Raw genomic sequence first — 14,522 nt, forward strand, 5'->3', positions numbered from 1 at the left:
ACATATAGGGACAATGCTTCTGGTAAGAAAGTGTTTCAGGTGACAGGAGGGTTGTCTCGCGAGTGAGCCGTCAATGAGCATCGTCGTTGTCAGGCGTCCTGAGCGCCGCCCCACTCCCCAGCCACCCCGCGGGGAGATCCTGCTGGAGTCGCCGCCGGAGATCCCCGAGGTGCAGCCTGCGGGGCTGATGGGCGTGCTCATGTACGTCCCCATGCTCGCCGGCGGCGCGGCCATGGCCCTGATGTTCACCGCAGGAGGCAACTCCAGCCCCCTCATGTACGTGGCCAGCGGCCTGTTCGCCGTCTCGATGCTGGGCATGACGCTCGGCCAGTTCGGCCGCAACGCCGGAGAGCGCAAGAACCGGCTCAACGGCCTGCGCCGCGACTACTTCCGCTACCTCGCCCAGGTCCGCAAGAAGGTCCGCAAGGCCGCGCTGCAACAGCGCGAGGCGCTGGAGTGGAGCGGCCCGGCCCCCGACACGCTGTGGTGGGTGGCGATGGGGCCGCGCCTGTGGGAGCGCAGGCCGCGCGACGACGACTTCGGCACGGTCCGGCTCGGCACCGGCGTGCAGAAGCTCGCCGTCCAGCTCGTGCCGCCCGACTCCAAGCCGGTCGAGGACCTCGACGCGCTGACGGCGGGCGCGCTGCGCCGCTTCGTCCGCGCCCACTCCACGGTGTCGGGACTCCCGGTCGCCGTCGCCCTCCACTCGTTCGCCAGGATCAACCTCACCGGCGACCCCAGGGCCGTGCGCGCCATGGTCCGGGCGGTGATCGCCCAGCTCGCCACCTTCCACTCCCCCGACGACATGCGGGTGATGGTGTGCGCCAGCCGGGAGTGGATGCCGCACTGGGACTGGGTGAAGTGGCTGCCGCACGCGCTGCACCCGGAGGAGGTGGACGCCGCCGGGCACGTCCGGCTGATGGCCGAGAGCATGGAACGGCTGGACCAGCTCGTCGGCGACGAGCTGAAGGAGCGCGCCCGGTTCCGGCCCGGCGCCGCCTCGGACGCGCTGCCGTACCACGTGGTGATCGTCGACGGCGGGCACGTGCCGCACGACTCCCAGCTCGGCGTCGACGCCATCCAGGGCGTCACGGTCATCGACCTGTCCGAGTCGGCGGGCCCGGCGGGCGAGAGCAACACGCTGCGCCTGGACGTCCAGCCCGACGGCTTCCACATGGTCAAGATCGACCACGCGGGCAAGCGGTCCACGAACCGGCTCGGCGACCCCGACAGCCTCGACTACGCCCGCGCCGAGGGCCTGGCCAGGCAGCTCGCGCCGCTGCGCGCCTCGACGGCCTCCGGCGGCGAGACGCAGGACCTGCTGAGCACCAACACCACGCTGACCGACCTGCTCGGCGTCGGCGACCCCGCCCATCTGCAGCCGGCCGTCACCTGGCAGCCCAGGGCGGGCCGCAACCGGCTGCGGGTGCCGATCGGCCTCGGCGTCGACGGCCGCGTGGTCGAGCTCGACATCAAGGAGTCGGCGCAGGGCGGCATGGGCCCGCACGGCCTGGTCATCGGCGCGACCGGCTCCGGCAAGTCGGAGCTGCTCCGCACCATGGTGCTCGGCCTGGCGATCACGCACTCGTCGGAGATCCTCAACTTCGTGCTCGTCGACTTCAAGGGCGGCGCCACGTTCCTCGGCCTCGACACGCTCTCGCACGTCTCGGCCGTCATCACCAACCTGGAGGACGAGCTCCCGCTGGTCGACCGCATGTACGACGCGCTCCACGGCGAGATGGTGCGCCGCCAGGAGCTGCTGCGCGCGGCCGGCAACTACGCCTCCCTGCGCGACTACGAGCGCGCCCGCGAACAGGGCGCCGACCTGCGGCCGATGCCGACGCTGTTCATCGTGCTCGACGAGTTCAGCGAGCTGCTGGCCGCCAAGCCAGAGTTCATCGACCTGTTCGTGATGATCGGCCGGCTCGGCCGCTCGCTCGGCGTGCACCTGCTCCTGGCCTCCCAGCGGCTGGAGGAGGGACGGCTGCGCGGCCTCGACACCCACCTGTCGTACCGGATCGGCCTGCGCACGTTCTCGGCCATGGAGAGCCGCGTCGTGCTGGGCGTCGCCGACGCCTACGAGCTGCCGTCCGCGCCGGGCAACGGCTACCTCAAGTACGACACCACCGGCATGACCAGGTTCAAGGCCGCGTACGTGTCGGGCGCGCACCACGCCGACCCCGTCCAGGCGGCCACCGCCGACGGCCAGGTGCCGGTGCGCGAGGTCGTCGAGTACGGCCCCGCCCACATCCCGCTGCCCGAGGTCACCACGCCCGTCCAGACGGGCGAGCCGGAGCCGGACGACGAACCGGCCGCCGGGAACCAGCGCAGCCTGCTCGACGTCGTGGTCGGCCGGCTCACCGGCCACGGGCCTGCCGCCCACCGCATCTGGCTGCCGCCGCTGTCGGAGCCGCCCACGCTGGCCCACCTGCTGCCGCCGCTGTCCGTCACCGCCGACCACGGCCTGACCACGGCCGGCTGGCAGGGCCGAGGCAAGCTGCACGCCGTCGTCGGCATCGTGGACAAGCCGTTCGAGCAGCGCCGCGACCCGTTCTGGCTGGACCTGTCCGGCGGCGCCGGGCACGTCGGCGTCGCCGGCGGCACCCGCAGCGGCAAGAGCACCGTGCTGCGCACCCTGGTGTCGAGCATGGCGCTCATGCACACGCCGCGCGAGGTGCAGTTCTACTGCCTGGACTTCGGCGGCGGCTCGCTGTCGTCGCTGGAGGGCCTGCCGCACGTCGGCGGCGTCGCCGCCCGTCTCGACGGCGACCGGGTGCGCCGCACGGTGGCGGAGATCGGCTCCATCCTGGAACAGCGCGAGCGCGACTTCGGCGAGCACGGCATCGAGTCCATCGCCGCCTACCGCCAGCTGTGCGCCGAAGGCACGATCGAGGGCGACGGCTGGGGCGACGTCTTCCTCGTCGTCGACGGCTGGCTGACGCTCCGCCAGGAGTTCGACTCGCTCGAACCGGTCATCACCGACATCGCGGCGCGCGGGCTCGGCTACGGCATCCACGTGATCGCCGCCTCCAACAAGTGGTCGGAGTTCCGGCCCGGCATCCGCGACCTGTTCGGCACCAAGGTCGAGCTCCGCCTCGGCGACGCGTACGAGTCGGAGGTCAGCAGGAAGAAGGCGCTCGCCGTGCCCGAGGGCGCGCCGGGACGCGGCCTGACCAAGGACGGCTTCCACTTCCTGTCGGCGCTGCCCAGGATCGACGCCGTGCAGGACCCCGGGTCGCTCGCCGACGGCGCGCGCGGGCTCGTCCAGGCCGTGCGCGACTCGTGGAAGGGCCCGGTGGCGCCCCGGGTGCGGCTGCTGCCCGCCGTGCTGCCGCTGGCCGCGCTGCCCGCCGACGAGGAGCGCATCCCCATCGGCATCGACGAGGCCACGCTCATGCCGGTCACGCTCGACTTCGACGCCGACCCGCACTTCGTCGTGTTCGGCGAGAACGAGAGCGGCAAGTCGAACCTGCTGCGCCTCATCGCCGAAGGACTGGTGAGCAGGAAGCAGCCCAGCCAGGCCATGATGATCGTCATCGACTACCGCAGGGCCCTGCTGGACTCGGCGGCGACCCCGCACCGCATCGGCTACGCCGCATCCAGCGCCGCCGCCGCCGACCTCATCAAGGACGCCAGGGAAGCGCTGATGAGCCGCCTGCCCCCGGCCGACCTGACGCCGCAGCAACTGCGCGACCGCAGCTGGTGGCAGGGCTCCGACCTGTACGTGTTCGTCGACGACTACGACCTGGTCGCCACCTCGGCCAACCCGCTGGCGCCCCTGGTCGACCTGCTGCCCCAGGCCCGCGACATCGGCCTGCACCTGGTGCTGTCGCGCCAGATGGGCGGCGCCGGCCGGGCCATGTTCGACCCGGTCATCCAGCGCATGAAGGACATGGCCACGCCGGCGCTGCTGCTGTCGGGCAACAAGGACGAGGGCTACCTGTTCGGCAACGTCCGGCCGCAGACGCTCCCGCCCGGCCGCGGCCATTTCGTGGACCGCCGCCTGGGCGCGCGCCTGATGCAGACCGCGTTCCTGGGCGACGAGCAGGCCATCCGAGAAGGGGGATCATGACCGACCTGGAGATGCACTTCTCCGCGCTCGACCGCTGCCGCACAGCCATCAGCAAGGCCACCAGCCACTACCGGGAGACCTTGACCGAGAACAATCCCGGCGAGGTCACCTACGAGGAGGACGGCCGGGTCCGCAACAACCGCACGCCGATCAGCGCGAGCGCCTTCGGCGACCTGGAGGGCTCCGCCGCGCTGGCCGGCTGCGCCAACGGCGTCTGGTCCACGCTGCTCGACGAGATGGACCAGGCCCGCAGGAAGCTGCGCGACACCGAGGCCGGGCTGAGCAACGTGGAGACCAACATCACCAAGGCACACCGGGCCACCTCATGAGCGTCTCCCACCTGCCGGGCGGCGAGCAGCTCGACGCCATGCTCACCAAGGTCACCGGCGACCCCGCGGCGATCAACAAGGTGGCCGAGAAGTGGCGGGCCCTGGCCGGCGACATCAACGAGTTCGGCGGGGCGCTCGGCGGCGCCGTCCAGGTCGTCGACAACGCCTGGCGGGGCCGCTCGGCCGACCAGTTCGACACCTACATGCGCAAGTACGGCCGGGCGGCCCACGAGCTGCAGACGGCCCTGGCCAACGCCGCCGGGTCGCTGGACGCGGCCGCCACGGCACTGCGCGAGGCGCGTACGGAGATCGCCGCCATCATCCGCGACCTGTCGGCCAGCGCGTCCACGTACACGAAGGAGAACCCGGACGCCACCCAGCAGGCCAAGGACACGGCGCTGCGCGGGCTGGTGAACCAGGCGATCACCGACGCGCGGCCGCACGTGACCTCGGCCAACACGGCGCTGACCAAGGCGAAGACCGACATCGACGCCTTCCTGGGCGACCGCGCCCAGACCTTCCGCGGCATCCCCGAGATCGTCACCCAGGAGTTCACGCCGCAGGACGGCAGGAAGATCGACTGGCAGCCCGAGCCCGGCTACAACCCGCGGCAGGACCGCACGGCCCTGCAAGGCGGCGGCAACGGCAGCGGCAACGGTGGCGGTGGCGGTGGCGGGGGCGGCGGCTTCGGCGGCTACGGACCGAGCGGCCCGCCTCCCCCCGGCGGCGGCCCGGCCCCGACGGGCCAGGTCAAGCAGTGGATCGAGGAGGCCATCGCCATCCTCAAGCAGCACGGCGTGCCGGTGTCGAAGATGAACGCCAGCGACATCTGGATGATCATCCGGCACGAGTCCGGCGGCAACCCGCACGCGATCAACAACTGGGACTCGAACGCGGACAAGGGCACCCCGTCCAAGGGCCTGATGCAGACCATCGACCCGACGTTCAACGCCTACAAGCTGCCGGGGCACGGCAACATCTACGACCCGGTGGACAACATCATCGCGGGCGTCCGCTACGCGATCTCGCGCTACGGGTCGGTGTCGAACGTGCCCGGCGTCGTCGGCACCAAGAACGGCAGCGGGTACGTCGGCTACTAGGGAACGGACAGCGAAAAGGGCCCGGACGTGATCGTCCGGGCCCTTTCGTCAAGGCGTCGTCAGCCGCAGTTGGCCCAGCCCGCGCTCGTCGAGCCGGAGCCCACGCTGCCGGAGTAGCGCACGCACTTCCCGGCGGCCGGCAGCTTCACCGGTCCCGCGTAGTACTCGAAGTTGCCCGAGTCGGTCTTGCTGGGGCCGTTCTGGACCTCCAGGGTGGCTCTCACCGGGGTGGCCTTGCCCACGTCCACCGTCTTCATGGTGACCACGCAGTTCTGGCCGGTGCTGTTGTTCCAGAGCTGGTACGTGGCGCCGCCGGAGAAGGAGCTGGAGCGCTGGACGACGAAGCCCGAGCCGCACACCTGGGTGGGCGTGTACGGGTTCTTCACCGGGGCCGCCTGCTTGGCCGTCGCCTTGGGCTGCGTCGGCGTGGGCTTGGGCTGCGTCGGGGTGGGCTTCGGCTGGGTGGGCGTCGGCTTCGGCTTGGTCGGCGTGGGCTTCGGCTCCGGGGCCTGCGTCGGCTTCTCCGTGGGCTTCTCGGAGGGCTTCTCCGTCGGCTTCTCGGAAGGCTTCTCGGTCGGCTGCTCCGAGGGCTGCTCGGTCGGCTTCTCGGTCGGCTTCTCCGTCGGCTGCTCGGAGGGCTGCTCCGTCGGCTTCTCCGTCTTGGTGACGGTCGCCGTCGGCTGCGGCTTCTTCTTCCTCTTGGTCGGCGTCGGCTCGGCCTCGGCGGTCGGGGCCGCCGTCGGCTGCTGCGTGACCGTGGGCACCACGACCGGCTGCGTCGGCATCGCCGTCGGCGTCGTCGGCACCGAGGTCAGCTCGGGCACGCCCGCGGTGGTCGTCGGCCACTCGGTCGGCAGCACCAGCGGGGCCACCCCGGCCTCGTCCACGTCGGGCGTGGCGCCCCACGGCACGGTGACCGTCGGCTGCGGCTGCTGCGGGACCGGGCCGCCGTCAGGCGCGGTGCCCTGCGGAACCGGGGCCACGGACGCGCTGTTGGGCACCGGGATGCCGTCGGCGCTCGCCTGGGCGGCCACGGTGGTGCCGACCTGCTGGTACTCGACGTACCGGTTGGCGCCCCACAGGCCGATCGCGGAGACGAGCGCGACCGCGCCCACCCCGGCGACCAGGCCCATCGGGAACTTCCTGCGCGGCCCCTGCGAGCCCCTGGGCTGCACGGCCTCCAGCCGGATCTGCTGCGGCTGAGGCGGCTGCTGCGGCTGACCGCCCGGCTCGGGCGGGCCCCACATCGGCTCCGCCTGCTGCGGGACGCCCGGCACGGGCGAGCCCTGCATCGGGGGCCCCTGCATGGTCGGGTGCTGCATGGGCGGGCCCTGCATCGGCTGGCCGGGGCCGCCCTGCGGGGGCACCATCGGCTGCATGCCCGGGAGCGGCACGGCCGGGATCGGGACGCCCTGGAGCGCCACCCCGGGGACGGGCACGCCCTCGATGGCGGTCTGGTCCGGCGCCTGCTGGCGGCCCGCGCCGGGGTCGCCGAGCACCTGCATGAGCGCGCTGTACGTGGTCGGCCGCTGGCTGACGTCCTTGGCCAGCGCCGACAGCAGGACGCGGCGCAGCGCCTCGTCCCCGACGCCCACCTCGGGCTCGCCGGTCAGCACGGCGTCGCGGTCGGCGAACGGCGGCTTGCCGGTGGCCGCGAACGTCATCGTCGCGGCCCAGGCGAACACGTCGGCGTACGGCCCGTACTGCAGGCCGGTGAGCTGCTCGGGGGCCTGGTAGCCGGGCTCGCCCACAGGGTCGCCGACGGTCACGTCGGTCACCCTCGGCCCTTCGGCGGCCAGGATCACGTTGTGCGGCGTGAGCGAGCGGTGGGTCAGGCCCGCCAGGTGCACGGCCGACAGCGCGGTCAGCACGCCGACGGCCACCCGCTCCAGCGCGTCGCCGGTCAGCGGCCCGTCGGCCTCGACGGTTTCGGCCAGGCTCTTGCCCTCGACGTGCTCCCGGACGACGTACGGGCGGTCCGCCAGGTAACCGGCGTCGAGCACCCGCGCCACGTACGAGCTGGAGACCCGCTGGGCGGCCAGGTAGGGCGCGAGGGCGTCGGGTGCCGGTTCGGGCACGCCGGGGAGCAGCTTGATGGCCCGGATGGGGGCGTCATCGGATTCCCGCCCGAGGAAGGTCTCCCCGCGCGGCCCCTCTCCCAGCAGCCCGAGGATGCTGTAATCACCGATCCGCTCGGGATCACCAGGGCGCAATGGGTGCATGCCCAAACCTTTCCACGGCAAAAAGCAAGATCTAGTTATATTCAACCAGATTGGTCACATACGCCACATAGGTTTCGGGCCGTACCCAACAATTCATGGTCTTGTTTCCTTGCTGACGCAGCAGGAGCCGCGGCGGGGGCTGCCTCAGTCGGTGCGGCCGGGGCGCCAGCCCCGGCGGCGGCCCATCGGGACCAGCGCCCGCGCGACCGCGACGAGCAGCACGAGACCCAGCGCCGACGCCGCGACGATCAGCCCGAGGCTCCGCGCCGCGTGGTCGACGGGCGGCACCGCGGCCACCGCGCCCGGCGGGAGCGGCGCGGGCGGCGGCGGCGCCACCACGGGCGCGTTGGCCGGCTCGAACGGCAGCACGGCGCTGACCGCCTGCATGGGGTTGACCATCCCCGCCGTCGTGGTGCCCGTGCCCAGGTCGGCCGTGGCGATGACGCGCCGCCGCACCTGGTCCTGGTCGAGCGTCGGGAACCTGGCCCGCACCAGCGCCACCACCCCCGCCACGTACGGCACCGCGTAGCTGGTGCCCTCCAGCTCCAGGTTGTAGGCCTTGCCCGGCCAGGTGGAGGTGATGCTCTCGCCCGGACCCAGCACGGAGACCGGCGTCTTGTCGTTGGAGAACTCCGACAGCGCCCCCGACTGCCCGGCCGCCCCGACGGCCAGCACGCCCTCGTACGACGCCGGATAGGCCGGGATCGGGGTGCCGTCCTCGGCCCGCTTGTTGCCGGCCGCCGCCACGATCACCACGTCCTTGGCCAGCGCGTACGCCACCGCGTCCCGCAGCGCGGGGAAGTCGGTGGTGGCCGAGGAGATGTTGATGACGTCGGCGCCCTCGTCGGCGGCCGACCTGATCGCCTTGACCATCAGGTCGGGGTCGCCGTCGCGCTCGGTGTTGGTCTGCTTGTACGACAGCAGTTGCGCGGCCGGCGCCATGCCGTGGAAGGGCACGCCCTCGACGTAGACGGCGCCGATGATGCCCGCGACCGCGGTGCCGTGCCCGATGCAGTCGCGGATGCCGGTGTTGGTGAGGTCGGCCCGGCCCGCCAGGCGGAGCTGCGGATGGTTCAGCTCGACGCCGCTGTCGATGATCGCCACCCGGACGCCCGCGCCGGTCGACAGCGGCCACACGCGCTTGGGGTCGAGCCGCTTCTGCGCCCAGGGCTCGGCGCCGGGAAGCTGCTGGGTGCCCCGCTTCGGCCGGCACTCGTCGGCGGTCGCCGCCGCCGCGGGCGCCACGCCGAGCTGAAGGGCCAGCAGGCAGGCCAGAAAGGCGCGGGCAATCATGTCCGAAAAGAGTAGCCTGCCCTGTCGATCAGGCAGAAGCCCCGGCCCGGACCGGGGCTCCCCCCGTCAGCGGGTCGCCGACTCGATGTTGCCCCGGTAGGTGTTGATGACCCGGGACGCCTCGTTGAGCTCTTCGGACATGCGCTGGAAGGCGGCACGGTAGTTCTGCCAGGCGCCCTGGAACCGCTGGGCGCCGGGGCCGGTCCAGGCGGTGCCGACCTTGGACGCCTCGCGGTCCAGCGCCGTCATTGTGGCGCGGACGGCCTCCGCCTGCTGCGTGAACTGGGTGGCCATGGCCTGCATTTCCGCAGGATCGCCACCGAGCATGCTCTGGCTCATGCGTACCTCCTGGATCGACATGAAAGCGCCCTCACCATAGACGCGTGAATCGCTGATCGCCCCGGTTATGCCGAGCGGCTATGGTCGTCCGGAGGATTGTTCGGCCCGTCCGGGGCAGCGGGGGTCCGTCCGGGATGGGCGCTTTAAACTCCGATGAGTACGAGCCAGGAAGGACGGACGTCGGTGCACAAGGTTCTGATCGCCAACCGCGGCGAGATCGCCGTACGAGTGGCACGGGCATGCAAGGACTCCGGCATCGGGAGCGTGGCCGTCTACGCCGACCAGGACCTCGACTCCCTGCACGTCAGGGTCGCCGACGAGGCCTACTCCCTGGGCAGCGCGTCCCCCGCCGAGACCTACCTCGACATCGGCAAGCTGCTGGCGGTCGCCGAGCGCTCCGGCGCCGACGCCGTGCACCCCGGCTACGGCTTCCTGGCCGAGAACGCCGACTTCGCCCAGGCGGTCATCGACGCCGGGCTCACCTGGATCGGGCCGCCGCCCGCCGCCATCGCCGCGCTCGGCGACAAGGTGCAGGCCAGGCACATCGCCCAGAAGGTCGGCGCGCCGCTCGTCGCCGGCACCAAGGACCCGGTCTCGGGGGCCGCCGAGGTCGTCGCGTTCGCCGAGGAGCACGGGCTGCCGATCGCCATCAAGGCCGCCTACGGCGGCGGCGGACGCGGCATCAAGGTCGCCCGCCGCCTGGAGGAGGTGGCCGAGCTGTACGAGTCGGCCGTCCGCGAGGCCGTGGCGTCCTTCGGCCGGGGCGAGTGCTTCGTCGAGCGCTACCTCGACCGGCCGCGCCACGTCGAGACCCAGTGCCTGGCCGACCGCGAGGGCAACGTGGTCGTGATCAGCACCCGCGACTGCTCCCTGCAGCGCCGCCACCAGAAGCTGGTGGAGGAGGCCCCCGCGCCGTTCCTCACCCAGGAGCAGGTCGACATCCTCTACTCCAGTTCCAAGGCCATCCTCAAGGAGGCCGGCTACGTCGGGGCCGGCACCTGTGAGTTCCTCGTCGGCGAGGACGGCACGATCTCGTTCCTGGAGGTCAACACCAGGCTCCAGGTCGAGCACCCGGTGTCGGAGGAGGTCGCGGGCGTCGACCTGGTGCGCGAGATGTTCCGCATCGCCGACGGCGAGCCGATCGGCTACGGCGACCCTGAGCTGCGCGGCCACTCCATCGAGTTCCGCGTCAACGCCGAGGACGCGGGCCGCAACTTCCTGCCGACGCCCGGCACGCTCACCGCGATGCGCGCGCCGTCGGGTCCCGGCGTACGGCTCGACTCCGGTTACGACGCCGGGATGACCGTGCCCCAGACGTTCGACTCGCTGGTGGCCAAGCTGATCGTGACCGGCCGCACCCGCCGGGAGGCGCTGGAGCGCGCGCGCCGGGCGCTGGCCGAGTTCGAGATCGACGGGATGCCGACCGTGCTGCCGTTCCACCGGGCGGTCGTGACCGACCCGGCCTTCACGGGCGAGCCGTTCGCCGTCCACACCCGGTGGATCGAGACCGAGTTCGACAACACGATCCCGCCCTACGCCGGCGCCCCCGAGACGGCCGAGCCGGTGTCGCGGGAGACGGTGACGGTCGAGGTCGGCGGCAAGCGCCTGGAGGTCGTGCTGCCTGCCGGGCTCGGCGCGGGCGTCGCTACGCCCTCGGCGAACAAGAAGCCCAGGCGGTCCGGGGGCGGCGCCCGCACGGCCGCCACCGGCGGCGACTCCCTCGTCACGCCGATGCAGGGCACGATCGTCAAGGTCGTGGCCGCCGACGGCGACACCGTGGCCGAGGGCGACACCGTGGTGGTGCTGGAGGCCATGAAGATGGAGCAGCCGCTGACCGCGCACAAATCCGGCGTCATCACCGGGCTCTCCGCGGCGGTCGGCCAGACGATCACCTCGGGGGCCGTGATCTGCGAGATCAAGGACGCCTGAGCGTCACCGGCGCCGAGATCGAGGGCAAAGATTCGCGGCGCGGGCGTCCGGACCCGCCAGGATGCCCGCACCGGGGCGCGCCCGGAGCGCGCCGGGCGGGTAACGTGCGCAGTGAGGAACTTTGCCGACCGCCCGTTCGTCCTCATGGGCGAAGGAGGCTTGCTGCCAATGACCCATTCGCTGCGCCGTGCAGGGGCCGCGATCGCGGCTCTGATCGCCGGTCTACTCGTTGTTCTCGCGCTGTCCCCTGCCGCCAACGCGGCCGCCGCGCCCCCTGACGCCCAATCGGTGCTGGCCCACTGGAAGGACCAGAAAGATCCGCTCTTCGTGCAGTCCGGCTCACCGCTGACCTCCGACGAGCAGTCGGCGATCCGCGAGGCGCTGAAGGACTCCAAGAGCAGCATCTACGTGGCCGCCCTGCCCGACGGCACGCTGGCCTCCAACGCCGCCGCCGGCCCTTACCTGAAGCAGCTCGGCGAGGCCGTGTCCGCGGCCAAGAGCGGCGAGGTGACGATCGCGGTGCTCGACGGCAAGTCGCTGTTCGCCGCGTCCAACTTCAGCCGCTACACCGGGCAGGCCGCCAACCTGTCCACCCGCAACCACGACAACCTGTCCGACGGCATGAAGGACTTCGTCGAGCGGGTCAACCTGCTGGCCACCAACAAGCGCTCCTCCGCGCTCACCTCCGGCCCGGTCGGCGGCAGCGGCGGCGGCACCGGCGTGCTCGCCACGCTGGGCGTGCTCGCGCTCGCGGGCGGCGGCGGCTACTTCCTCTACTCGCGTAACAGGAAGAAGAAGCAGGCCATCCAGAACGCCAAGGACCTGGCCGCGGTCAAGCAGACCGTCGAGGAGGACGTCACCAAGCTCGGCGAGGAGATCGCCGCGCTCGACACCGACGTCACGCTCGCCGGCCAGGGCGGCAGCCACATCCAGGAGTGGCAGCAGGCTCTCGACTCCTACGAGAAGGCCAAGACGCAGCTCAACGCGGTGGAGCGGCCCGACCAGGTGCGCGACGTGACCCAGACGCTGGAGGACGGCCGCTACGCGCTGGCCGTGGTGAAGGCCCGGGTCAACAACCAGCCGGTGCCCGAGCGCCGGGCGCCCTGCTTCTTCAACCCGCAGCACGGCCCGTCGGTGCGCGACGTGCGCTGGGCGCCGCAGGGCGGGGTGGCGCGTGACGTGCCCGCCTGCGCCGCCGACGCCGAGGCCGTCGAGCGCGGCTTCGACCCGCAGATGCGCGAGGTCATGGTCAACGGCCAGCGCCGCCCCTACTACGACGCGGGCCCGGCCTACCAGCCCTACGCCTACGGCTACTACGGCGGCTTCGGCGACATCATGACCGGCATGTTCATCGGCACCATGATGGGCAGCATGATGGGCGGCTGGGGCATGGGCGGCTACGGCGCCGGCTATGCCGAGGGCATGTCCGACGCGGGTGGCGGCGACTTCGGCGGCGACATGGGCGGTGGCGGCTGGGGCGACTTCGGCGGAGACTTCGGTGGCGGAGACTTCGGCGGAGGCGACTGGTAACAGCCCGCACGACCCTTTCCGGGCGCGTCCCCTTCGGGGGGGCGCGCCCTTCGCGTTTCCGGCGCCTTCGCACCGAACTTCGGAATTACGTATTATCGGAAATATGAAGCGAGTAGCTGTCCTCTCCGCCCTGGTCGTGGCCGCGCTCGCCCTGCTCATCGCCCCCCGCCCGCCCGCCCTGAGCCCCGCCACGACCGGCGACCCCGCCCTCGCCCAGCAGGTACGCCGTGCCGCCGGCGACGCCGGACACCAGGGCCTGTCGGTGGCCCTCATCGAGAACGGCCGCGTCCGCCACGCCGGAGTCGGCGACACCGGCGGCCCCGACCCCCGCCCCGTCGGCCCCGGCACCGCCTACGAGCTGGGCTCCATCACCAAGACCATGACCGGGATGCTGCTCGCCGACCTCGGCCTCTCCCCCGACACCCCTGTCCGCGACCTGCTGCCCGCCGTCCCGTTCTCCGACCCCGCCGTCGGCTCCGCCACCCTCGCCGAACTGTCCTCCCACCGCGCCGGAGTGCCCAGCGTGCGCACCACCCCGGCCGGTTTCCTCCGCTCCTACCTGTACGTCTTCGGCGGCGCCGACCCCTACGCGGCCGCCGGGCCCCAGCAGGCACTCGCCGACGCCGCCGCCGTCTCCGCCTCCGGCCGGGGCGAAGTGTCCTACTCCAACCTCGGCGTCTCACTCCTCGGCCTCGCCCTCGCCGAACACGCCCGCACCGACTACGAGACCCTGCTGCGCGACCGGCTCCTCCGGCCGCTCGGCATGACCTCCACCGTCGTCCTGCAGCCCGGCGAACCGCTCCCCGCCGGGCACGCGCACGGCCGGAGCCAGTACGGCCAGCCGATGGACCCCTGGCGCGACCACGGCCACGCCGGGGCGGGCGGAGCCGTCTGGTCCACCTCCCGCGACATCGCCCGCCTCGTCCAGGCCGTCATGGCGGGCACCGCCCCCGGCGCCGACGCCGCCAAGCCCCGCTTCCCCGCCGGCGAGCACCGGCGCATCGGCTACGGCTGGTTCACCACCGCCTACGGCGACCGCCAGATCACCTGGCACAACGGCGCCACCGGCGGGCACAGCACCTACGCGGGCTTCGACCCCGCGAGCGGGCGCGGCGTGGTCGTCCTCGGCAACACCAGCAAGGACGTCGACGACCTCGGCCGGCGCCTCCTCGGCGTCACCCCGCCCGACGGCGACGGACCCCCGATCCGCGAGCTCCTCTTCGCCCTCACGTTCCCCTTCATCGGGCTCGGGCTGCTCTACTCCGCCTTCCGCAACCCCGCCCTCGACCGGGTCTCCGCCGTCAGCCGCATCCTCTGGGCGGCCCTGTTCCTCTGGCTCGGCCACCGCGCCGGCGCCTGGGGTCCCGTCCCCCCGTTCACCTGGGCCCTCGGCGCCGCCACCCTCGCCGCCGCCACGGCCGCCACCCTCACTCGCTGGCCCACCCTGCCCCTCGCCTCCCGGCCCCCCGCCTGGCACACCTGGCTGTCCCCAGCGGTGCCCGCCGTGTTGCTGGGAGCTTTCGGGGCTTTCTTGATTCTTTGACGGCCCCCCGACGAGCCGGCAAGCCCGACGACGGCGCACGCCTTCGCAGGAAGTGACCCCACCGCCTCCCCGAAACCCACGCCCCTGAGAAGGCGAGGTCCCGCTACGGTGGGCGTCTCTTCGGGGAGGGAGGCGGGACCTCTCCGAGGAGGGGACGGCGGGCCT

9 protein-coding genes are annotated in these 14,522 nt (G+C 72.4%); 6 read left to right on the plus strand and 3 right to left on the minus strand.

Annotated features, from left to right (window positions below; genetic code table 11):
- Positions 1-73 precede the first annotated feature (73 nt).
- Genes eccCa through ACBI99_RS12280 form a run of 3 tightly spaced genes read left to right on the plus strand, consistent with a single transcriptional unit; the run spans position 74 to position 5,501 of the window.
- Entirely contained in the window at positions 74-4,072 is a 3,999-nt protein-coding gene (gene eccCa / locus ACBI99_RS12270; protein ID WP_357584134.1) for a type VII secretion protein EccCa, read from the plus strand.
- Positions 4,069-4,401 (plus strand): hypothetical protein, encoded by a 333-nt coding sequence (locus ACBI99_RS12275; protein ID WP_219499869.1) that lies wholly within the window; start codon positions 4,069-4,071, stop codon positions 4,399-4,401. The genes eccCa and ACBI99_RS12275 overlap by 4 nt, the downstream gene beginning before the upstream one ends.
- The gene (locus tag ACBI99_RS12280; RefSeq protein WP_219499871.1) at positions 4,398-5,501 is read left to right on the plus strand and encodes a transglycosylase SLT domain-containing protein; all 1,104 of its coding nucleotides are present in this window, start codon (positions 4,398-4,400) and stop codon (positions 5,499-5,501) included. The genes ACBI99_RS12275 and ACBI99_RS12280 overlap by 4 nt, the downstream gene beginning before the upstream one ends.
- A 59-nt stretch (positions 5,502-5,560) precedes the next feature.
- Here the strand turns inward: ACBI99_RS12280 and ACBI99_RS12285 are convergent, their stop codons facing one another.
- From ACBI99_RS12285 to ACBI99_RS12295, 3 genes are all read right to left on the minus strand, one after another.
- Positions 5,561-7,723, minus strand: a complete 2,163-nt coding sequence (locus ACBI99_RS12285; protein ID WP_375072321.1) for a serine/threonine protein kinase — start codon at positions 7,721-7,723, stop codon at positions 5,561-5,563.
- 144 nt (positions 7,724-7,867) lie between these two features.
- A complete protein-coding gene (locus ACBI99_RS12290; RefSeq protein WP_219499875.1) occupies positions 7,868-9,016 on the minus strand; it encodes a S8 family serine peptidase in 1,149 nt (382 codons plus the stop codon).
- 66 nt (positions 9,017-9,082) lie between these two features.
- Positions 9,083-9,355, minus strand: coding sequence for a WXG100 family type VII secretion target (locus ACBI99_RS12295; protein ID WP_219499876.1), 273 nt, complete (start codon positions 9,353-9,355; stop codon positions 9,083-9,085).
- A gap of 183 nt (positions 9,356-9,538) precedes the next feature.
- Here ACBI99_RS12295 and ACBI99_RS12300 point away from each other — a divergent pair, with 183 nt between their 5' ends.
- The 3 genes from ACBI99_RS12300 to ACBI99_RS12310 all read left to right on the plus strand — a co-directional run bounded on the left by ACBI99_RS12300 (position 9,539) and on the right by ACBI99_RS12310 (position 14,357).
- Positions 9,539-11,284, plus strand: coding sequence for an acetyl/propionyl/methylcrotonyl-CoA carboxylase subunit alpha (locus tag ACBI99_RS12300; RefSeq protein WP_375072322.1), 1,746 nt, complete (start codon positions 9,539-9,541; stop codon positions 11,282-11,284).
- A gap of 168 nt (positions 11,285-11,452) precedes the next feature.
- Positions 11,453-12,814, plus strand: a complete 1,362-nt coding sequence (locus ACBI99_RS12305; RefSeq protein ID WP_357584143.1) for a hypothetical protein — start codon at positions 11,453-11,455, stop codon at positions 12,812-12,814.
- A gap of 103 nt (positions 12,815-12,917) precedes the next feature.
- Entirely contained in the window at positions 12,918-14,357 is a 1,440-nt protein-coding gene (locus ACBI99_RS12310) for a serine hydrolase domain-containing protein (RefSeq protein WP_375072323.1), read from the plus strand.
- Positions 14,358-14,522 lie beyond the last annotated feature (165 nt).

Origin of the sequence: Nonomuraea sp. ATR24, assembly GCF_041950485.1 — a bacterium.
Lineage (GTDB): Bacteria > Actinomycetota > Actinomycetes > Streptosporangiales > Streptosporangiaceae > Nonomuraea > Nonomuraea ceibae.